Below are 20902 nucleotides of genomic sequence, written 5' to 3' on the forward strand. Positions count from 1 at the left end.
CCTTCCCCGGGCCCCCGTACCCCCGTCCGCATGACGGACAGGCGTACGTGGATCATGGCGGCCATGCATGCGCTGCTCTCCGGCTTCGCCCCCATCTGGCTCCTGACCGGCATCGGTTACGCGGCGGGCCGCGGCGGACTCCTCGGAGAGCAGGCGGAGTCGGTGCTCGGCCGGTTCGTCTTCCACGTGGCCATGCCCGCCGCGCTGTTCACCATGGTGTCCGGATCCCGGCTGGACGCCTTCGCCCATCCGTCGATGGTGGCGTTCGCCGCCGGCACGGCACTGGTGTCCGGCCTCGGGTACGCGGCGGGCCGGCGGTTCTTCGGCCGCGAGAGGGCCGAAGCGGCGGTCAGCGGCATGGCGTCCGGCTACGTCAACTCCGCCAACCTGGGCATCCCGGTGGCGGTGCACGTGCTCGGCGACGCCTCGTTCGTCGCCCAGGTCATCCTGTTCCAGGTGCTGCTGGTCTCGCCCGTGGTCCTGACCCTGCTGGACTCGGGCACGCAGGCGGCCGGGCCCGGGGGCGAACGTCCCGGCGGGGGGCTGCGGCGCATGCTCACCATGCCGGTGCGCAATCCCGTCATCATGGCCTCGCTGCTCGGGGTGGCCGTCTCCGCGACCGGGCTGCGACTGCCGGCGGCCGTCTCCCACTCCTGCGACGTGCTCGGAGCCGCGGCCGTGCCGACGGCGCTGATCACCCTGGGCCTGTCCCTGCACGGCGGCCCGGCGGAGAGGGCCGGCGGGGCGGCGCACAGCGGGGGCGCCGGCGGCGGGCCAGGCCGGTCCGCGGGCCGGGCGGAGGCCGAGCGGGGCACGGTGGGGCTCAAGACCCTCGTCACGAGGCGTGCGGGAGCCGGGGGCGCGGCGGGGCTCACAACCCTGGCCGCCAGGCATGCGGAGGCCGGTGTCGCGGTCGCGCTCAAGACGCTGGTCCAGCCGCTGGCCGCCTTCGCCGTCGCCGGTCCGCTCCTGCACCTGCCGGACCACCAGGTGCTGGCCGTGGTGCTGTGCTCGGCGCTGCCGACGGCCCAGAACGCCTACATCTACGCCCACCAGTACGGCCTGGACACCGGCCTCGCCCGCACCTGCGTGGTGGCCTCCACGGTGGTGTCGATGTCCACGCTGTCCTTCGCCGCCTGGGCGCTGGGGCCGTCGCGCTGAGCTGCCGGCACGGTCAGTCTGTGGTGAAGCTGGACAGGACCGCGGCCGGGAGGCGGCTGCCTGCCGAGCCGTGGGGAAGGATCTCCGTGATGCGGGCCAGATCGGCGGCGGAGAGCTGGACGTCGGTGGCGCCGGCGTTCTCCTCGATGCGCTTGGTGCTGCGGGTGCCAGGAATGGGCGCGAGGTCCCCGCCCTGGGCGAGCAGCCAGGCCAGAGCGAGTTGAGCGGTAGTGATGCCCTTGGTGCCGGCCAGATTCTTGAGCTGTTCGGTGGCGTGCAGGTTGTACGTGTAGTTCTCGCCCTGCCAACGCTCGTCCCAGCTGCGCATGTCATCCGCGGGGTACTCGCTCGCGGGCTTGACCTGGCCGGTGAGGAAACCGCGGCCGAGCGGGGAGTAGGGCACCAGGCCGATGCCGAGTTCCCGCAGAACGGGAAGGATCTCCTCCTCGACCTCCCGCTCGAAGAGCGAGTACTCGTACTGGAGCACGGAGACCGGGGTGACGGCGTGGGCGCGGCGGATGTACTGGGGGCCGACGTTGCTCAGGCCGAAGTACTTCACCTTGCCTTCGGTGATCAGTTCCCCGACCACACCGGCGACCTCCTCGACCGGAATGTCGGGGTCGGAGATGTGCTGGTAGAAGAGGTCGATGTGGTCGCTCTGCAGGTAGCGCAGGCTGTTCTCGGCGACCTTGCGGATGTTTTCCGGGCGGCTGTCGAAGGCGGGACTGATCGCCGGGGCGGTCATGTCGAAGCCGAACTTGGTGGCAAGGACCACCTCGTCGCGAAAGTCTCTGACTGCCGCGCCCAGGAGGATCTCGTTGCTGCCGGTACCGGCGCCGTACAGCTCCGCGGTGTCGAAGAAGTCGATCCCGAGTTCGTGGGCGCGGCGGATGGTCGCGATGCCCTCGTCGTCGTTCGAGGCGCCGTAGGCCATGGACATCCCCATGATCCCCAGGCCGAGCGCCGAGACGCGCAGACCCTGAGAGCCCAGATTGCGGTGCTGCATGAGTTCACTCCCTCAGTGTTTCGCCGGTTTCCCCCGCAGGGCCAAACCGAACTGTTCCGTTTGACTCTACGGGCCGACCGACCACGCTGCCAAACCAAACGGTTCGGTGCTATATCCTGGCGCTATGCCCCAGTCCCGCGACTCCGGCCAGACCGCAGCGCCCGCAGCCGCCGCCGGAGACACCACGCGCGAGCGCATTCTTACCGCTGCCATGGAGGAGTTCGCCCGCCACGGCATCGCCGGCGCCCGTGTGGATCGCATCGCCAAACTCGCCAAGACCAGCAAGGAACGCGTCTACGCCTACTTCCGCGGCAAAGATGCGCTCTATGCCGACGTAGCTGCACGGGAGTACGTCGTCATCGCCGAGGCCACCCAGATAGACCCGTCCGACCTCCCTGGCTACGCGGGCCGCATGTTCGACTACTTCGTCGCCCGTCCGGACCACCACCGCCTGATTACCTGGGGCCGCCTCGAACTGCCGGGCGCCGCGGCCGTTGCCGACGATCCCGCCCAGGCAGTGATCGCCCGCAAAATCGACCAGCTCCGACAGGTGCAGCAGGCCGGACAACTCGACCCCGCCTGGGACCCGGCCGACGTCCTCGCCCTGGTGAACCAGATCGCCATGACCTGGGCGTCTCAACCCGAACTCAGCGAGGCAGCCGCCGCGCACGCCGTGGACCCCACCACCGCCGCCCGCCGCGCCGCGGTGGTGACCGCTGTCGAGCGGCTTTTCCCTCGAGCGCGCTGAGGTCCCCCGACCTGCGGCGGCCCTGCCCGAACATCCACCGAACGGCGCCGGCCACCCTTGCCGCTCGCCAATGGGCACATCCTGCTGACGAATCAGCGCTCCTGGGGGCCCCGGTAGTACTCGCCGAGAAAACATCGGAGTAGGGCCTGACCTGGCCCGTAGAGGGCGGCCGGCCCGTGCCGACTTCTCAAGGCCCCGGGTTGGCGCACGGGCTGGAGCCGCTTTCCTGCTGGTCTGCCCGTGCCGTGTGGGCGGCGGGGGTGAGGCCGGTGCGGTTGCGGAAGAAGCGGCCGAAGTCGGCGGCGTCGGGAAAGTGCAGGTGGGCGGCGACGGCGCGGGCTGTCCAGCCGGCGGGGCCGAGGAGGCGGCGGGCTTCGAGGAGACGGCGTTCGTCGATCACCTGCCGCGCTCCGGTGCCGGCGGCGTCCTGTGCGGCGCGGGTGAGGGTGCGGACCGAGCAGCCGAGCAGGCGGGCGTAGTCGTCCACGTGGTGCTGCTCGCGGAAGTGCAGTTCCAGTGCGTCGAGGAAGCGCCGGTAGAGCGTGGCACGACGACCGGGGGCGGCGGGCGGCGCGGTGGTGACGCCGGGGCTGTGGGCGAGGCGGAGCAGCAGGGACTCCAGCAGGCTGCGACGCAGGGCGTGGTGGAGGTCGAGGGGGCGCCGGCCCAGGGCACGGTGTTCGTCGAGGAGTTGGAGGGCCGTGTGCTCGGTCCAGGGTGCGTCGTCGGGGTGCGGGGTCAGGACGGCGGGCGCGTCGTGAGCGGTGACGGGGGCGAGCAGGCGTGCCGTCTCGGCCCGCAGGACAGCCGGCTCGAACAGGATGAAGGGGCCCCTGGCGGTGCCCGGCGGGTGCCAGCACAGGGTGTGGCCGGGGCGTACCCACAGCCACTGGCCGGGGGCGACGGTGCGGGTGACGTGGTCGACGTCGTGCTTCAGGACGCCGGACGTCACCTGGATGAGGTAATGGAAGGTGGCCCGGCCGGGGCGGGGCGGGTCCCAGGGCCAGGCGTCGTGGTCGGCGAAGAAGTCCTCGACGGTGGTGACCTCCAGGCTGTACGGGGTGCCGACCGGGGGCTGGAAGTCGTACAGGGGGGTGGGTGCTCCTGCGGGAGGGTCGGATACTTCGGCTCCGCCAGTCTGTCCGTTGCTGACCATCATGTGTCCGTAGCCTACCGCCCGATATGCCCGATCGCAGGGAATCATTGCTGGTGAGGCCCGGTCAGCCGGGGCCGTCGCGTCACACGGCGCGGGGCCGATGAGCCCGGCCACGGCACCCCGAAGGGACACGGAATGAGCGTCAGGCCGCACATCGTGCCCAGCGAGTACCTCAACCCGCAGGGTCACGTCAGCGACGGCGGCGACCTCGCCTTCCTGGCGTACGACCTGAACACCTCGTCCTCGACGAGAACGGCAAGGAGGAGCAGCTCCGCGCCCGGAACCCCACGCACGGCTACCGCCTGATAGACGGCCAGTGGCGCATCGTGCACGGAACAAGGAGCTGAACATCATGAACGGCAAGAAGCTGCAGCAGATGGCCGCCGAGTGCGCCGAGGGCCTGCCCGGCACCGCATTGGAGCATCCCTTCGGTGAGGAGTGGGACGTGCACAAGGTACGCGGCAAGGTCTTCATGCTGATCACCGACGTCACCGGGGAGCCGCTGGTGATCCTCAAGTCAGCCCCCGACGAGGCGGCAGCGCTGCGTGAGCAGCACGCCGAGATCACCCCCGGCTACCACATGAACAAGCGGCACTGGATCACCCTGCACGGCGGCGACTCCCTCGACTGCGCCCTGGTCGAGGAGCTGGTGACCGACTCCTACCGGCTGGTGGTCGCGGGGCTCCCGAAAGCGCAGCAGCCGGTCGCCCCGGCCTCCTATGCCCGGGGAGACCCGGGCCCCGCGGTGACCCTGACCGGGGTGCGGCTGCAGCAGGCGGCACGCCGCGCGGCCGAGGCGCTGCCCGGCTCCGGCAGCAGCCGCCCTTTCACCGAGAAGTTGGACGTCTACAAGGTCGCCGGGAAGGCCTTCCTGATCGTCACGGACGATCCCGGTGAGCGGATCATCACGGTCAAGGCGGAGCCGGAACACGGGCGGCAGCTACGGGACGCCTACCCCCTCGATCGCTATCGGGCGCTATCTCGACAAGACGCACTGGATCTCCGTGGGCGCCGGCCGGGGTATCACCGCGGCCCTGATCGCTGACCTGGTCACCGACTCCTTCGACCTCGCGCTCAACGCCGTGCCCCGCAGCCGACGGCCCGCACGGGCCTGAACGCCCGCCCCGACCACCCTCGCCTCGCCGAAAGCCCTGTTTCATGGACGCCTCCGAACCCACGCTCGCCCTGTTCGACGTCGCCGGTGCCGACCTCGGCAGCACCGGCGCGAGCGACACCACCGGGCCGGCTGTCGAAGACCTCTCCCGTCCTCTCGCCGACCGGCTGCGCCCCCGTGCTCTGGCCCAGGTGGTCGGCCAGGAGCACCTGCTGGCCGATGAGGCGCCGATCGGGCGGATGGTGCAGCGGCAACATCTGGTGTCGATGGTCCTGTGGGGGCCGCCGGGCTCCGGAAAGACCACCATCGCCCGTCTCCTCGCCGATGCCGCCGGTCTGGTCTTCGCACCGCTCTCGGCGACCTTCTCCGGGGTCGCGGACCTGCGCCGGGTGTTCCGCGACGCCGAGCAGCGCCGGGCCCGGGGTCAGAGGACGCTCTTGTTCGTCGACGAGATCCATCGCTTCAACCGCGCCCAGCAGGACAGCTTCCTGCCCTACGTAGAGGACGGCACGGTCGTTCTGGTCGGCGCGACCACCGAGAACCCGAGCTTCGAACTGAACGGAGCACTGCTCTCCCGCTGCCAGGTCTTCGTCCTCAAACGCCTCGACGAGCAGGCCCTGCAGACGCTCACGGCCCGCGCCGAGGAACTGACCGGCCGGGTCCTCCCGCTGACCGACGAGGCCAGCCAGGCCCTGCTCGCCATGGCCGACGGAGACGGCCGCTACCTGCTGAACATGGCCGAACAGCTCCAGGCCCTCCCCAGGGACACCGGCCCGCTGGACGTCGCCGGGCTGGCCCGGCAGGTACAGCAGCGGGCCCCGCTGTACGACAAGGCCCAGGAGGGCCATTACAACCTGATCTCCGCACTGCACAAGGCGATGCGCGGCTCCGACCCGGACGCCGCCCTGTACTGGCTGGCCCGGATGCTGGAAGGCGGCGAGGACCCGCTGTTCATCGCCCGCCGACTGGTCCGCTTCGCGAATGAGGACATCGGCATGGCCGACCCGCAGGCCATCCACCAGACGCTCGCCGCGTGGGACGTGTACGAGCGGCTCGGCTCACCCGAGGGCGAACTCGCCCTCGCCCAGGCCGTCGTCTACCTGGCCACCACCCCGAAGTCCATTGCCGTCTATCGCGGTTTCGCAGCCGCGGGCAAGAGCGCACGCCGCACCGGCTCCCTCATGCCTCCGCCGCACATCCTCAACGCACCCACCCGGCTGATGAAGGACCTCGGCTACGGCCAGGACTATCAGTACGACCCCGATGCCCCCGACGGCTTCTCCGGCGCCGACTACTTCCCCCGGAACATGGACCGCGAGACCTACTACCAGCCCACCGAGCACGGCCACGAGGCCGAGGTCGGCCGCCGGCTGGAGCACTGGGCCCGGCTACGTGCCCAGCGGCGCCACCCGGACACCGGCGGCTGAACCAGGACCAGCCGCCCCCGACCCCGTACCCCCGACCGCTGGAAGAAGACACCGCGATGACTCCGACCATGAACGCCATCCGCCTCACCGGTCCCGTCACCCCCGACCGGCTCACCGTCACGGACGTGCCCGTCCCCGACGTGCGCCCGGGCTGGGTCCGCATCCGGATCAAAGCCTTCGGCGTCAACGAATCGGAGGTCACCAGCACGAAGGGCCAGTCCGGCCCGGACTTCTCCTTCCCTCGCATCCTAGGGATCGAGGGCGTCGGCATCATCGACGCCGTCCCGGACGGCAACGACCTCAAGCCCGGCCAGAAGGTGGCCACCATGATGGGCGGCATGGGCCGCGCCTTCGACGGCAGTTACGCCGAATACACCCTGGTCCCCGAAGAACAGGTCATCCCCTTCGACACGGACCTGCCCTGGGAGACCGTCGGCGCACTGCCGGAGATGTTCCAGACCGCCTACGGCTCCCTCACCACCGGGCTCAACCTCCAGCCGGGCCAGAGCCTGCTGATCCGTGGCGGAACCTCCACCGTCGGCCTGTCCGCCGCCGCGCTGGCCAAGGACCTGGGCGCCACCGTGCTGTCCACCACCCGCCGCGCCGAGCGCGCCCAGGTGTTGCGCGACCACGGCGTGGACCACCCGATCGTCGACGACGGGAAGATCGCCGACCGCGTACGGGAGCTGTATCCCGGTGGGGTGGATGCCGCACTGGAACTGGTCGGCGGGCCGGCCCTGCCCGACACCCTGCGCGCGGTCCGCCCCGGCGGCACCGGCTGCTTCACCGGCTCGCTCTCCGACCAGTGGATCATCCCCGACTTCAACGCGTTCGCCGTCATCCCCATCGGCGTACGCCTCACCGTCTACGGCGGCGGTGCCAAGGACCTGCCGCCCGCCGCCTTCGACCACCAACTGCGGTCCATCACCGAAGGCCGTCTCAAGCCCGCCATCGCGAAGGTCTATCACGGCCTCGGCCAGATCCCCCAGGCCCACACCGACCTGGCGACCGGCGGCACCCCGGGCAAACACGTCGTCGTCCTCGACTGACACGCGCCTATGGCCGGCTCCAACGCCGGAGTGGCGTCGACGATCCACCTGCCGAAGGGGTGCCGGGCGCTCGACACGGCCCGGCGCCCCTTCGGCGTCAGGCGCGCTCGGTCACGCGCCCGGACGGGTCCGGCAGTGCCGTCGTCCCCGCGCCTTCCCGTGGCGCTTCCCCGTCGCCCGCGTCCGGATCCTCCCCCGGTTCCCGCAGCCGGCGCGGACCGCAGAGCGCGTACGTGAGGCCGAAGCCGAGGGCCACCACCGCCGCCCCGCCCACCGCGTCGAGCACCCAGTGGTTGCCGGTCGCGATGATCGCCGAGACCGTGAACAGCGGGTGCAGCAGCCCCAGCGCCTTCATCCAGGCCTTCGGGGCGAGCATCACGATCACCACCCCGCACCACAGGGACCAGCCGAAGTGCAGCGAGGGCATCGCCGCGTACTGGTTGGTCACCCCGGTCAGCGTGCCGTAGTCGGGCTTGGCGAAGTCCTGGACGCCGTGCACCGTGTCGATGAAGCCCAGTCCCGGCATCAGCCGCGGCGGGGCCAGCGGGTAGAGCCAGAAGCCGACCAGGGCGAGCAGCGTGGCGAAGCCGATGGAGCTGCGGACCCAGCGGTAGTCCGCGGGGCGGCGTACGTACAGCACACCGAGGATGGCGAGCGGGACGATGAAGTGGAAGGTCGAGTAGTAGTAGTCGAAGAAGTCCCGCAGCCAGCCGATCTCGACGACCGCGTGGTTGGCCCAGTGCTCGATGTCGATGTGCAGCCACTGTTCGGCCGAGTGGATCTGCCGGCCGTGGTGTTCCGCCGTGGCGCGCCCGGCGGTCGCGGCCAGCCTGACCTGTTGGTACGCGGAGTAGACGACCCTGATCAGCAGGAGTTCCAGCAGCAGGTTGGGCCGGCTGAGCACCCGCCGCCAGAACGGCAGCAGCGGCACCCTGCTCCAGCGCGCGGCGACCGGGGCAGCGTGGTCGGTGGGGACCGGCCGCTGCCAGTACGGCGAGGTGCGCGGCAGGAACGGGGCGGCGCACGCGGCCCCGAGCGCGGCGATCAGCAGCACGTTGTCGCGGACCGGGAACATCGCCTCGATGTTCGGCAGCAGCATTTTGCCCGGCAGCGTGACGACGAGGATCACGACGGCCGGCCACACCAGCCGGTCGGAGGCCCGCTTGCCGACCCGGCCGACCACCGCGAGCAGCACCCACAGCAGCTGGTGCTGCCAGGCGGTGGGCGCCACGGCGACGCAGACGCAGCCGGTCACGGCGACGGCGAGCAGCAACTGGCCGTCGCGCGCGTAGCGTGCCGCGCGGCGCAGCCCCAGGAAGCAGACGGCCGCGGCCAGCACCACGAAGAGGGCGATCTCCAGCGGCCCCTCCAGGCCCAGGCGCAGCAGCGCCCCGTGCAGCGACTGGTTGGCGAGGCTGTCGGCCTGGTCGCCGAGCCCGGCGCCCGCCACATGGTGCACCCAGTACGTCCACGAGTCGTGCGGCATCGCGGCCCAGGCCAGCGCCGTGCAGGCGGCGAAGGCCGCGCCACCGGTCAGCGCGGCTGTGCGTCTGCCGGTCAGCCGGAGCAGGACGGCGAAGAGCAGCACGGTCGGCTGGAGCGCGGCCGCGATCCCGACGAGGATGCCCGAGGCCCGTTCGCCGCGGACCGCGAAGCAGCCGATGAGGACCAGGAGGACCGGCAGGATGCTGGTCTGCCCCAGGTGGAGGGCGTTGCGCACCGGCAGCGAGAGCATCAGCAGGCTGATGGCGACGGGGGCGGCGAGCAGGGCCGTGCGGCGGCTCACGGGGGCGGGCAGGGCGCGCGCCGCGATGACGCCGAGCGCGGCGACGAGCAGCAGCGAGCCGAAGGTCCAGGCGACGCCGAGGCTCTGTTCGGCCGTACGGGTCAGTGGCTTGAGCACCAGACCGGCGAAGGGCGTGCCGGTGAACCGGTCGGTGTCGTACAGCGACCCCGTCACATGAAGCACACCGTTCTCACCGATCCAGGTCTCCAGATCGGTGAGCCGTTCGCCGGGCGGCTGCCGCAGCACCACCGCCATCTGCCGCACGGCCAGAGCGGCCACAACCAGCCAGAGCACGGCACGGGCTGCCCCGGTCCTCGCTCCTGTCACCGCGTCTGTGCGCACACTGTGCTCCGCGTTCGCCACGTTGCGCCGACCCTCCCAGCGTCTGTGGCCGATTCTCCGCCCGGCCTGTTGTGAAACCTTCGCATTGCGCTATGAGGTAGACACAATCACCCCCTCTTCACCTGACTGTCACCCCGCTTTTGTCCGAAAGACTGCCGGCCGAGCGGGGTGGACAGGCCGTGACGGCCGGAACCGGTGGGGCCGCCGCCGCGTCTGAGCCCCTGATCGGTGACCACGGGGAGGAACACGGACATGCGGTGCGCGGGGAGCTTTCGAGAGGTGCGGCACCGGCCGCGGGGATGGGTGCTCCGCGCGTTGTCCCTGGTCATGATGGTGTGCTCGCTGCAACTGGGCTCGTTGATCGCGCCGGCGTACGCGTGCGGTTGCGGAGCGATGGTCGTGGACCGCGACAGCCGGGTGTCGGTCGACCGGGAGATGTCCGTCGTCAGCTGGGACGGCGGCACCGAGCAGATCGTGATGCGGCTCACCGTCCGGGGGAACGCCCCCGCGGCCGCCTGGATCATGCCCGTGCCGCACCGTGCCACGGTCGAGCTCGGGGACGCCTCGCTCTTCTCCGAGCTCGAAACCCTCACCGCGCCGGTGAGCAAGACGGATCACTATTTCTGGCCACGTGCGAAGGACTGGCCGTTCGGCGGTTCGAGCGGCAGGACCGGGGACGGCGCCGCCGCCCCCGCGGCCGCCGCACCGGTCGAGGTGGTGGGCCGGGAACGGCTCGGGCCGTTCGACGTGGCGCGGCTCGCCGCGACCGACCCCGCCGCCCTGGAGGGCTGGCTGAAGGAGAACGGCTTCGAGCTGCCGGACCGCCTCGCGACGGCCCTGCGCCCCTACGTCGAGCAGAAGTGGGAGTACGTGGCCGTGCGGCTGGCTCCCCGGGATGCCGGGGGTCCGCTGAGCGGCACGCTCGACCCGCTGCGGCTGCGGTTCGCCAGCGACCGTCCCGTCTACCCGATGCGTCTGTCCCGGCTCGCCGCGACGCCGCAGTCCCTGGGTCTGTACGTGCTCGCGGCGCACCGCATGGAGCCGCGCGGGGCGATCGGCGGCCGGCCGCCCGAGGTCACCTACGCGGGGCGGGTCGACGCCCGGCGGGAGCAGCACGCGTATCCGGCGCTGGTGGCGCTGACGGGCGGCGAGCCGGTCTTCGTCACGGCGATCGACCAGTCGTTCCCCCGGCCGGAACTGATCGACGGCGACCATGAGCTGCGGGCGGCCGCCGCGGACACCCCGTACCGGACCACCTACCACCGGGACGAACTGCTGACGGTGGGCGGCGTGCCGGCCTGGGTGCTGGCGTCGCTCGGCGGAGCGGCCGTGGTGGTCGCGGCCCTGCTGCTGGTCCTGCGGGCCCGGGGGCGGCGTCCGGTGACCCCGCCCCCGCCGGTCTTCGCGCCGCCGCCGCTGAGGTGAGGGCGGGTCTCCACGCGCCTCCACGCGCCGGTCTTCGCGCCGCCACTGAGGTGAGGGCCGGATCTCCCCGCGCCGGTCGGCCGCACATGCGTACGCCGGGTGACACGCGGTACGGCGCTCCTGATGACGTCCGGGTCCGCCGTAAGGCGGCACCCTTGCCGCTCCCCCGTTCGGGCGCACGCCAGAATGACCCGATGACATGGACGATGGCCCCCGAACGCTTCGACTCCGCTGATGCCGCGCTGCTGCGCCGGGACTACTACGACGAGGTCGCCAGCCGGTACTGGAAGCGGCCCGCGACGGCGGAGGAGATCGACGAGGGGCTCACCGACGACGGCGCCGAGCGGCTCGCCCCGCCGACCGGCGCGTTCGTCGTCGGCCGCTTCGAGGGCGTGGCGGCGGCCTGCGCGGGTTTCCTCGTGGTGGAGGCGGGCGTGGCGGAGCTGACCCGGGTCTTCGTCCGCCCCCGGGCGCGCGGTACCGGCGGCGGCGGGCTGCTGCTCGCGACCGTCGAGAGCCTGGCACGGGCCCTCGGCGTGCGGCAGATCCGGCTCGACACCCGCAACGACCTCGTCGAGGCGCGCGGTCTCTACGCCAAGCACGGCTACCGCGAGGTCCCGGCCTTCCACCACGGCCCGTACGCGGAGCACTGGTTCGCCAAGGAGCTGTGACGGCCTCTCCCGGCACCCGGCGCGACCTCAGACGGGCGGGTGGTGCGGGTGGCCGGCCGCGTGGTCCCGCCTGGGCCCCGGGCTGTGGGGGCGCTCCTTGCTCGACCCGCTCGTCTCCGCCGTCAGCTGCGACACCAGCGCGACCAGGTCGGTCGGCCGCTCCGGGCCCCACCAGTCGCCCAGCAGCTCGGCCAGGGACTCCTCCCGGGCGTGGGCGAGCTTCACCACGGCCTCGGCGCCCGGTTCGGTGAGCACCAGCTGCACGCCCAGCCGGCGGGCCAGGCCGCGCTCCTCCAGCTGCCGGGCGGCGTCGCTGACGACCCGCAGCGGCACGGGGGCGACCTCGGCGAGCCGGGCGGGTTCGACGGTGCCGTGCCGTTTGATGCGCAGCAGCATCCAGCTGGCGGCCGGCAACAGGTCGTAGCCGGCCCGCTCGGTGATCCGCACGTAGACCTCGCGGCGGCCCTCCCTGGTGGCGAGGATCGACAGGGCGCGCGCGCACTCGTCGTACGAGGACCGCTCGACCGGGTTCGACGCGAGGGTCTCGGTGGGATCGGGGGCGGTCACCGAACCGCGCAGCGTGTCCTCCTTGAGCAGCCAGGCGAAGAGGAAGGCGACCAGGACGACGGGGGCGGCGTAGAGGAACACGTCGGTGATCGACGTCGAGTACGCGTTGAGCACGGGCTGCCGGAGCGCCGGCGGCAGCTGACCGATCGCGCGCGGGTCGGCGGCCAGCCCCTTGGCACTGACGCCGGGCGGCAGCGGCCGGTCGGCGAGCGCGGCACCGAGCTTGTCGGTGAGCCGGTTGGTGAAGATGGTGCCGAAGATCGCGACGCCGAACGAGGCTCCGATGGAGCGGAAGAAGGTCGCGCCGGAGGTGGCGACGCCGAGGTCCTGGTACGAGACGGCGTTCTGCACCACCAGGACCAGGACCTGCATCACGAGGCCGAGTCCCGCGCCGAAGACGAAGAAGTAGACGCTCATCTCCCAGGTGCCGCTGGACTCCGTCAGCCGGTGCAGGAGCAGCAGGCCGATCGCGGTGATGCCGGTGCCCAGGATGGGGAAGACCTTCCAGCGGCCCGTACGGCTGACGATCTGGCCGGACACGGTCGAGGTGATGAGCAGACCGAACACCATGGGGAGCATGTGGACGCCGGACATCGTCGGCGTGATGCCGTGCACCACCTGGAGGAACGTCGGCAGGTAGGTCATCGCGCCGAACATCGCGAAGCCGACGACGAAGCTGATCACCGCGACGAGGCTGAAGGTCCTGATCCGGAACAGTTTCAGCGGCAGGACGGGTTCGGCGGCGCGCCGCTCCACGTACACGAAGGCGATCAGCAGCACGACGCTCAGCACGGCGAGACCGATGATCTTCGCCGATCCCCAGGCCCAGGTGGTGCCGCCGAGCGAGGCGACGAGGACGAGGCAGGTGGCGACCGAGGCGATGAGGAAGGTGCCGAGGTAGTCGATGGTGTGCTTCGTGCGGCGGACCGGGATGTGCAGCACGGCGGCGATGACGACGAGGGCGACGACCCCGATGGGAAGGTTGATGTAGAACACCCAGCGCCAGCTGAGGTGCTGGGTGAAGAAGCCGCCGAGGAGCGGTCCGAGGACGCTCGTCGCACCGAACACCGCGCCGAACAGGCCCTGGTACTTGCCGCGTTCGCGCGGGGGGACGATGTCGCCCACGATCGCCATCGACAGCACCATCAGTCCGCCACCGCCGAGCCCCTGGAGGGCGCGGAAGCCGATCAGCTGCGGCATGTTCTGGGCGACGCCGCACAGGGCCGAGCCGATCAGGAAGATGACGATGGCCGTCTGGAAGAGTTTTTTGCGCCCGTACTGGTCACCGAGCTTGCCCCAGAGCGGGGTCGCGGCGGTCGACGCCAGCAGATAGGCCGTGACCACCCACGACAGGTGTTCCAGCCCGCCGAGGTCGCTGACGATCGTCGGCAGCGCGGTGGAGACGATGGTCTGGTCGAGTGCGGCGAGGAGCATGCCGAGGAGCAGTGCGCCGATCGCCACCAGGACCGACCGCGTGGAACGGTCGGCGCCGGGGGCCGGGGCCGGGGGGCTCATCTGCTGGGCCATAAACCATCTCCTCGGATCCGCTACCCCCCTATCCTGTCCGTTCCGCCCCGTTATGGCCTGCCGAGGAACTCCGTGATTGGGCTTCCCGGCGGCGGGCTGCATAATCGCAGGCAGTTCAAGGGGAGGGGACCCACAATGACCGGACATATATGCCCGGAGTGCGGTACGGACACCAGACCGGGCACCGGCCCGGGCTGCGCCTGCGCGGCCCGCGCGGCGCACGACGGCGCGGGAGCGCCGCAGGACACCGGGCAGGACGGCTACGGCGCGACCGGACAGCAGCGGGCCGCCGACGGGTCCGCCCACGCGCAGCAGGCCGTCGACGACACCGCCCGCGCACAGCAGGCCCTCGCCGGGCAGCACCCGCTCAGCGACGAGGAGAGGGCCGCCGAGCAGCAGCGCGTCGCGGAGCAGCACCACGCCGGCCGGTCGGCGGAGATGGCGGCGGCGGAGGACTTCGACCCGCTGCGCATCCGGCCGTACGTGACGCTGGGCGGCGAGGACGCGGGGACGCCCGCCTCCGGCCCGTCGCAGGGGCACCTGCCGGGCGGACAGGCGGGGGACGCCGCCACGACGATGCCGCTGTTCCTGGATCCGGCCGGGCCGGCCCCCCTGCCGGACGCGACGCACCCGGGCCACGCGGCGGACCCCTCGGGCGCCGCGCTCCTCACGACCGGCCCGGACCCCGTGCAGCCCCGACGCCGACGGCCCTTCGCGGCGCTCGTCGCGGGGGCGGCCGTGGTCACGGTGGTCGGCACGGCGGCCTTCGTCGGCGGGCTGTTCAACGGGGACAGGAGCCAGGAGGCCGACCTGGACCAGGCGCTGCCCTCCACGGTGGCCAGCCTCCCCGACGAGGAGAGCGCCGAGCCGTCGGCCTCCGCCTCGGCGTCCGTCTCCCCGTCACCCTCCCGCTCGGCCTCCGGCTCGCCGTCCGCCTCGGCCTCGGCGTCCGCGTCCGCCTCCGCTTCGGCGTCCTCGTCCTCCTCGGCGTCCGGTTCCGCGTCGGCTTCCCCGTCGGGGTCGGCCGCCGCGTCGTCCCCGGCGGCCCCGGAGAGCAGCGACCCCGCCGAGGTGGCGCCGCCCGCCGAGTCGCCGAGCGCTCCGACGCTGCGGCGCGGCGACCACGGACCGGAGGTGGCGGAACTGCAGCGGCGACTCCAGGAGGCCTGGGTGCTGAACGGCCCCGTCGACGACGACTACACGGCCCGGATCGAGAACGCCGTGCACACCTTCCAGATCTGGAGGAACGTCCAGGGCGACCCGGATGGCGTCTACGGGCCGAACACCCGGCGCGCACTGGAGGCGTCCACCACAGGGCAGGGGCGCCGCTGACCGCACCGCGACCCCGCCCCGGGGCCGGGATTCGCTTTCCCGGCCTCGTTTTTGTATCGTGGAGAAACAAAGTGGCCTCCGCGCGCACACCCTGACCGGCGAGCGGGGGCCACTTGTTCTCTTTCCCGCGCCGCTCATCTCCTCGGCGGCGTTCGCTTCCCCCCGCTCTGGAGCCCGCCCATGCCGGCCACCGTCCTCACCGCCCGCGCCCTCCTCCTCGACATGGACGGCACCCTGGTGAACTCCGACGCCGTCGTGGAGCGCTGCTGGCGGCGCTGGGCGCTGCGGCAGGGCCTGGACCCGGAAGCGGCGCTCAAGGTGGTCCACGGACGGCAGGGGTACGCCACCATGGCGGTGCTCCTCCCGGACCGCCCGATGGAGCAGAACTACGCGGACAACCGGGTGATGCTCGCCGAGGAGACCGCCGACACCGACGGCGTCGTCCCGATCGGCGGCGCCCCCGCCTTCATGGACGCGATCGCGCCGCTCCCGCACGCCCTGGTCACCTCGGCCGACCTGGCGCTGGCCCGGGCCCGGATGACCGCGGCCGGGCTGCGGATGCCGGAGCTCCGCGTCACCGCCGAGAGCGTCGGAGCCAGCAAGCCAGACCCGGAGGGCTTCCTCAAGGGCGCGGCCGGACTCGGCTTCGCGCCGGCGGACTGCGTCGTCTTCGAGGACTCCGAGGCGGGCATCGCGGCCGGCCGGGCGGCGGGCATGCGCGTCGTGGGCGTCGGCCCGCGCGCGGCGGCGCTCTCCCCCGACGCCCACGTCGACGACCTCACGCAGATCCGGGTGGAGGCGGCGGCGGACGGCACGGTCGTCCTGCACATCAGCGGGCGCTGACAGCCCGCCCCCACAGACCGCCCCGACAGACCGCTCCGGCAGACCGCCCGCACGGGCGGCCTCGCGCGACGCGGCAGGCCGCCCCGCACGGCCCCTCCCTCAGTGCCCGGTCTCCCCTGCCGCCCCCGCCCCGTCCGTCCGCACGCTGTCGGCGCACGGGGGTCCGCCCCGCACGGCCCGCACGGCCTCTCAGCGACCGGTCTTCGTCCCCTCCGCCCCGTCGCGGTGCAGCCGCCCCCGCGCCACCAGCTCCAGCACGGTCGCGACGGCCGCGGCCTGTACGGCCATCAGGGCCACCAGCACGAACAGCTGTACGGCGCCCGCCTGCACCGGTGAGGCGCCGCCCAGCAGCATGCCCACGAACGCCCCGGGCAGCGTGACGAGCCCCACCGTGCGCGTCTGGTCGAGCCCCGGCAGCAGCGCGTCCGACGCCGCGGGCCGGGCGATCTCCAGTCGGGCGTCCCGGTCCAGGAACCCGAGGGCCATCGCCGCCTCGACCTCCCCGCGCCGCGCGGTCAGTTCGTCGAGCGCCCGCCGGCCCCCGAGCACGGTCGCGGTCAGCGCGCCCCCGATGAGGATGCCCGTCACCGGGATCAGCGCGATGCCCCGGACCGGCACGAGGCCGGTGAGCAGCAGCACGACGACCACCGGCGCGACCCCCGCCCCGATCGGCACGGCCACCCACCGCCACGTGCGGTTTCCCGTGACCCGGCGGCCCGCGGTCCACACGGCCACGGCGTACATCAGCACGATGAACGCGAACGTCGGCGCCAGGGCGTGGACCACCCAGCCGATGAGCGAGGAGACCACGGCGAGCTGAGCCGCGGCCCGCAGCCCGGCCACGACGATCTCGCGCGACCGGCCGAGGGACGCGAACGAGGCGACGGCCGCGGCCGCCGCGAGCAGCAGCGCCAGCACGACGCCGAGCGTGAGGGTGACCGGAAGCAGCACGCCGCCACCATAGGACCGCCCGCACCCGGCGCCCCGTCACGAACCGGAATCCTGGCGCCGGGGCGGAGCCCGTCCCGGCCCACGCCCACCCCCCGGAACTGCCGCCCCCTCAGTTCCGTACGCCCGCGCACGCACTCCGGCACGCCCCCGTGATCCGAACCCCTTCGTCAGAACCCTTGATGTGACGTGCGCATGTCGCCACGCTGTTACCTGGCGCCCACCCCACGGAAACCCGGCGCCGCCACGATGGCCGAGCCGTCCGAACGGCCCGCCCAACAGCCCCCCACACGCAGGGAGTTCGCATGTCAGGTATCTACGCGCGTCGCATAGCCGTCCTCGCCGCGTCCGCCACCCTCGCCGCCACCACCGGACTGCTCACGGCTCCCAGCGCCCAGGCGGCCATGCCCACCCCGGTCTCGGCGTCCACCGCCCGTACGTATCTGAACGAGCTGACCGTGAAGGCGGAAGGCTCGTCCACCGGCTACAGCAGGGACAAGTTCCCGCACTGGATCACCCAGTCGGGCGCCTGCAACACCCGGGAGGTCGTCCTCGAGCGCGACGGCACGAACGTCGCGCAGGACTCCAGCTGTGCGGCCACCAGCGGCAGTTGGTACTCGCAGTACGACGGGGCGACCTGGACCGCCGCATCCGATCTGGACATCGACCACATGGTCCCGCTCGCCGAGGCCTGGCGTTCGGGCGCCTCCAGCTGGACCACGGCCCAACGCCAGTCCTACGCCAACGACCTGACGCGACCCCAGCTCATCGCGGTCACGGACAACGTCAACCAGGCCAAGGGCGACCAGGACCCCGCCACCTGGCTCCCCTCGCGCACCGCCTACAAGTGCACGTACGTCCGTGCCTGGGTGCACGTGAAGCACTACTACGGCCTGAGCGTCGACTCCGCGGAGAAGAGCGCCCTGCAGTCCGTGCTCAACGGCTGCTGAACACCCGGCGAGGCGCCGGGGGCCGGCTGACCGGCCCGGCCCCCGGCGGACGACACCTCGCCGCGCCCGTCCGCCCCCGGAAACGCCCCGCACTCCCCCGTCGTTCCGTACGGTACGAAGCCGCCGTACGGTACGAAGCCGCCGTACGCATCGCCGTACGGCACCGTCCCGTACGGAACGACGCGAGGAGCACCACATGGCCGGGCTGCGCCTGGGACCACTGCTGCGGTACGTCGACTGGGAGACCGCCTCCACGGCGACCGTCTGGATCGAGGCGGACCGGCCGTGCACGGCCGAAGTCCGGTGCGCGGACGGGGCGTCCGGCTCGTCCCGCACCTTCGCGGTCGCCGGTCACCACTACGCCCTGGTGGTGGTGACCGGCCTGACGCCCGGCTCCACCACCCCCTACGAGGTACTGCTCGACGACCGCACGGTGTGGCCACCCGAGCAGTACCCGTTCCCCCCGAGCACGATCTCCACCCCGCCGATACCCGACGCCGCGGACAGCGGCGAGGGGACCGGGCCGGGGACGGTCCGGGTCGCGTTCGGCTCCTGCCGCTGGGCGGCTCCGCCCGCCGACGGCCACCTCCCGGGCCGGAGCGATCCCGTCGGCCCGGACGCCCTGGACACCCTCGCCGCCCGCCTCGCCGCCGACCCCGACGCCGTACGCCCCGACGTGCTGCTGCTCCTGGGCGACCAGATCTACGCGGACGAGACCTCGGAGGCGACCCGCCGCAGGCTGGCGGCCCGGCGCGACCTGGACGAGCCGCCGGGGGCGGAGGTGGCGGACTACGACGAATACACCTGCCTCTACGACGAGTCCTGGCGCGACCCCGAGGTGCGCTGGCTCCTCTCGACGGTCCCCAGCTGCATGATCTTCGATGACCACGACGTCATCGACGACTGGAACACCAGCGCCGCCTGGCTGGCCGGCATCCGTGCCACGTCCTGGTGGAACGAGCGGATCGTCAGCGGCCTGATGTCGTACTGGGTGTACCAGCACCTCGGCAACCTCTCCCCCGCCGAACTCGCCGCGGACCCGCTTCACACCGCTGTCCACGCCACCCCGGACGCCACGGAGGCGGTGCGCCACTTCGCCGCGGGGGCCGCCGCCGACCCCACCCGCACCAGCTGGAGCTACCGACGCATTTTCGGCCGAGTGCGGGTGCTCATGGTGGACAGCCGTGCGGCCCGGGTGCTCGACGAACAGCAGCGGTCGATGCTCCATCCGCGGGAGGAGGAATGGCTGCGCGACGCCGCGCTGGACGCCCCCGGTTCCTGCGACCACCTCCTGATCGGCACCTCGCTGCCCTGGCTGCTGCCGCCCCTGGTCCATGACGCGGAGCAGTGGAGCGCCGCACTGTGCCGGGGCGAGCGGGGCGGGCCGGACGGCCGCTGGGCGCGGGTCGGCGAAGCCCTGCGACAGCGCTCCGACCTGGAGCATTGGGCGGCTTTCCCCAAGTCATTCGAGCGGCTGACGGAGCTGATCCGGGAGGTGGCCGAGGGGCCCGAGGCTCCGGCGACGGTATGCGTGCTGTCGGGCGATGTGCACCATGCGTACATCGCGGAGCCTCTCGCGTCCGCCTCCGCCCCCGGCGGCACACCGGCCGCCCGCGTCCTGCAGCTGACCTGCTCTCCCGTGCACAACTCCATTCCCGCGCCGCTCAGGGCCGGGTTCCGTTTCGCCTGGAGCCGGGCGGGACGCCTGCTGGGCCGGCTGCTGGCGCGGCACGGGCGCATCGGACCCCCGTCGACGCGGTGGGAGCGGACGGACGGGCCGTGGTTCGGCAATCAGCTGATGACACTCACCTTGAGTGGCCGGAAAGCCGCACTGTCATTGGTTCAGGCCAGAGCGAGGAAGAGCGGGACCGTGTTGGAGCTGGCTTTCGACCGACAGCTGACCGATGACACCCCGCCGAGTTTCAGCCAGTCGACAAAACGTTGAACTTGCAAGTATTGGTGAGGTCTACCTAATCTTTGGCGCTCAGTCGGTTCACGTCCCCACCAGACCGAAGGAGCTCTCCCCACATGTCCACACGCCTGAATCAGGCACAGCCCTATGCCCTCGCGCTCTTCCGCATCGTCGTAGGCCTGCTCTTCGCGTGCCACGGCGCCGCCTCGCTCTTCGGCGTCCTCGGCGGCGCCATGGGCGGCGGCTCCATACCCGCCGGCACCTGGCCCGGCTGGTACGCGGCGGTCATCCAGCTCATCGGCGGCTCCCTCGTGGTGCTGGGCCTCGGCACCCGCTTCGCCGCTCTCGTCGCGTCCGGCTCCATGGCGTACGCGTACTTCAAGGTTCACCAGCCCGAGGCCCTCTTCCCGCTGGAGAACGGCGGCGAACCCTCGGCCGTGTACTGCTGGGCCTTCCTGCTGCTCGTCTTCACCGGCCCAGGCGCCCTGGCCCTGGACCGGCTGTTCACCACCCGCACCACCGCCAAGGGCGACCAGGACCGCGCACCGGAGCCCAGCTCCCCGGTCGCTGCCTGACCCGCTCCCCACCCCGCCGCAACGGCCCGCACCGACCGGGCCCGCCGCGAGACCTCGTGCCCGCCGGGAACCGCTCCCCGGCGGGCACGAGGTGCGGACGCCGCCGCAGACACGGTCACGGCAGGACGGGCACGCGGGCTCCCGGCCCGACCCAGGCCGGGCGGGCACGCGGGTCGCCGCCCGAGCAGGACGGGTACGGGTCGCCGACCCAGGCCGTACGGGCACGCGGGCTGCCGACCCAGTCCGTCGTACGCGTACGGGCACGCGGTCGCCGCCCGGGCGGGACGGGGCGCACGGTGCGCCTGTGACGCACGTGAGATGCCCAACATCGCGCGCATATTCGGATCACCGGGTGAACGGCAG

At 72.3% G+C, this 20902-nt stretch carries 18 protein-coding genes and 1 pseudogene; 14 read left to right on the forward strand and 5 right to left on the reverse strand.

The window, feature by feature from the left end; genetic code table 11:
• The first annotated feature begins 54 nt into the window (after positions 1 to 54).
• Positions 55 to 1161: an AEC family transporter gene (locus tag ABZ454_RS30950; RefSeq protein ID WP_359542924.1), complete on the forward strand. Its 1107-nt coding sequence runs from the start codon at positions 55 to 57 to the stop codon at positions 1159 to 1161.
• Between the two features lie 13 nt (positions 1162 to 1174).
• Here the strand turns inward: ABZ454_RS30950 and ABZ454_RS30955 are convergent, their stop codons facing one another.
• On the reverse strand, positions 1175 to 2167 hold the full coding sequence (locus ABZ454_RS30955) for an aldo/keto reductase (RefSeq protein WP_359542870.1): 993 nt from the start codon (positions 2165 to 2167) through the stop codon (positions 1175 to 1177).
• Positions 2168 to 2291: 124 nt separating this feature from the next.
• Between ABZ454_RS30955 and ABZ454_RS30960 the strand changes: the two genes are divergently transcribed.
• The gene (locus ABZ454_RS30960; RefSeq protein ID WP_356316111.1) at positions 2292 to 2915 is read left to right on the forward strand and encodes a TetR family transcriptional regulator; all 624 of its coding nucleotides are present in this window, start codon (positions 2292 to 2294) and stop codon (positions 2913 to 2915) included.
• Positions 2916 to 3102: 187 nt separating this feature from the next.
• On the opposite strand, the gene ABZ454_RS30965 is transcribed toward ABZ454_RS30960, so the two are convergent.
• Positions 3103 to 4074, reverse strand: a complete 972-nt coding sequence (locus ABZ454_RS30965) for an AraC family transcriptional regulator (RefSeq protein ID WP_359542872.1) — start codon at positions 4072 to 4074, stop codon at positions 3103 to 3105.
• Positions 4075 to 4206: 132 nt separating this feature from the next.
• Between ABZ454_RS30965 and ABZ454_RS30970 the strand changes: the two genes are divergently transcribed.
• The 5 genes and pseudogenes from ABZ454_RS30970 to ABZ454_RS30990 all read left to right on the forward strand — a co-directional run bounded on the left by ABZ454_RS30970 (position 4207) and on the right by ABZ454_RS30990 (position 7661).
• Complete coding sequence (locus tag ABZ454_RS30970; RefSeq protein ID WP_359542874.1) at positions 4207 to 4377, forward strand: hypothetical protein; 171 nt, start codon at positions 4207 to 4209, stop codon at positions 4375 to 4377.
• A 46-nt stretch (positions 4378 to 4423) separates the two neighbouring features.
• A pseudogene (locus ABZ454_RS30975) lies at positions 4424 to 4792 on the forward strand (MmcQ/YjbR family DNA-binding protein); the annotation flags it as partial.
• Positions 4793 to 4831: 39 nt separating this feature from the next.
• The gene (locus ABZ454_RS30980; RefSeq protein ID WP_359542925.1) at positions 4832 to 5116 is read left to right on the forward strand and encodes an MmcQ/YjbR family DNA-binding protein; all 285 of its coding nucleotides are present in this window, start codon (positions 4832 to 4834) and stop codon (positions 5114 to 5116) included.
• Positions 5117 to 5229: 113 nt separating this feature from the next.
• Positions 5230 to 6612: a replication-associated recombination protein A gene (locus tag ABZ454_RS30985; RefSeq protein WP_359542875.1), complete on the forward strand. Its 1383-nt coding sequence runs from the start codon at positions 5230 to 5232 to the stop codon at positions 6610 to 6612.
• 56 nt (positions 6613 to 6668) lie between these two features.
• Positions 6669 to 7661: a zinc-binding dehydrogenase gene (locus tag ABZ454_RS30990; protein ID WP_359542876.1), complete on the forward strand. Its 993-nt coding sequence runs from the start codon at positions 6669 to 6671 to the stop codon at positions 7659 to 7661.
• Positions 7662 to 7758: 97 nt separating this feature from the next.
• On the opposite strand, the gene ABZ454_RS30995 is transcribed toward ABZ454_RS30990, so the two are convergent.
• Positions 7759 to 9741, reverse strand: a complete 1983-nt coding sequence (locus tag ABZ454_RS30995; protein WP_359542927.1) for a bifunctional glycosyltransferase 87/phosphatase PAP2 family protein — start codon at positions 9739 to 9741, stop codon at positions 7759 to 7761.
• A 378-nt stretch (positions 9742 to 10119) separates the two neighbouring features.
• On the opposite strand from ABZ454_RS30995, the gene ABZ454_RS31000 reads away from it, so the two are divergent.
• Together ABZ454_RS31000 and ABZ454_RS31005 are read left to right on the forward strand one after the other, a co-directional pair.
• Positions 10120 to 11214 carry a DUF2330 domain-containing protein gene (locus tag ABZ454_RS31000; protein WP_359542928.1) on the forward strand — a complete coding sequence of 365 codons (1095 nt, stop codon included), beginning with the start codon at positions 10120 to 10122 and terminating at the stop codon, positions 11212 to 11214.
• Between the two features lie 194 nt (positions 11215 to 11408).
• Positions 11409 to 11885 (forward strand): GNAT family N-acetyltransferase, encoded by a 477-nt coding sequence (locus ABZ454_RS31005; RefSeq protein ID WP_359542878.1) that lies wholly within the window; start codon positions 11409 to 11411, stop codon positions 11883 to 11885.
• 27 nt (positions 11886 to 11912) lie between these two features.
• Here ABZ454_RS31005 and ABZ454_RS31010 read toward each other — a convergent pair whose 3' ends face one another.
• Complete coding sequence (locus ABZ454_RS31010; protein ID WP_359542880.1) at positions 11913 to 13979, reverse strand: MDR family MFS transporter; 2067 nt, start codon at positions 13977 to 13979, stop codon at positions 11913 to 11915.
• A gap of 135 nt (positions 13980 to 14114) precedes the next feature.
• Between ABZ454_RS31010 and ABZ454_RS31015 the strand changes: the two genes are divergently transcribed.
• A complete protein-coding gene (locus ABZ454_RS31015; protein ID WP_359542882.1) occupies positions 14115 to 15311 on the forward strand; it encodes a peptidoglycan-binding domain-containing protein in 1197 nt (398 codons plus the stop codon).
• 180 nt (positions 15312 to 15491) lie between these two features.
• Positions 15492 to 16154: an HAD-IA family hydrolase gene (locus tag ABZ454_RS31020; RefSeq protein WP_359542884.1), complete on the forward strand. Its 663-nt coding sequence runs from the start codon at positions 15492 to 15494 to the stop codon at positions 16152 to 16154.
• Positions 16155 to 16343: 189 nt separating this feature from the next.
• On the opposite strand, the gene ABZ454_RS31025 is transcribed toward ABZ454_RS31020, so the two are convergent.
• A complete protein-coding gene (locus ABZ454_RS31025; RefSeq protein ID WP_359542886.1) occupies positions 16344 to 17105 on the reverse strand; it encodes an ABC transporter permease in 762 nt (253 codons plus the stop codon).
• Between the two features lie 302 nt (positions 17106 to 17407).
• Here ABZ454_RS31025 and ABZ454_RS31030 point away from each other — a divergent pair, with 302 nt between their 5' ends.
• From ABZ454_RS31030 to ABZ454_RS31040, 3 genes are all read left to right on the forward strand, one after another.
• On the forward strand, positions 17408 to 18052 hold the full coding sequence (locus tag ABZ454_RS31030; protein ID WP_359542887.1) for an HNH endonuclease family protein: 645 nt from the start codon (positions 17408 to 17410) through the stop codon (positions 18050 to 18052).
• 196 nt (positions 18053 to 18248) lie between these two features.
• Complete coding sequence (locus ABZ454_RS31035) at positions 18249 to 19997, forward strand: alkaline phosphatase D family protein (protein WP_359542888.1); 1749 nt, start codon at positions 18249 to 18251, stop codon at positions 19995 to 19997.
• Positions 19998 to 20080: 83 nt separating this feature from the next.
• A complete protein-coding gene (locus tag ABZ454_RS31040; RefSeq protein ID WP_359542890.1) occupies positions 20081 to 20539 on the forward strand; it encodes a DoxX family protein in 459 nt (152 codons plus the stop codon).
• Positions 20540 to 20902 lie beyond the last annotated feature (363 nt).

It is taken from the genome of Streptomyces sp. NPDC005803, from assembly GCF_040630435.1.
Classification (GTDB): domain Bacteria; phylum Actinomycetota; class Actinomycetes; order Streptomycetales; family Streptomycetaceae; genus Streptomyces.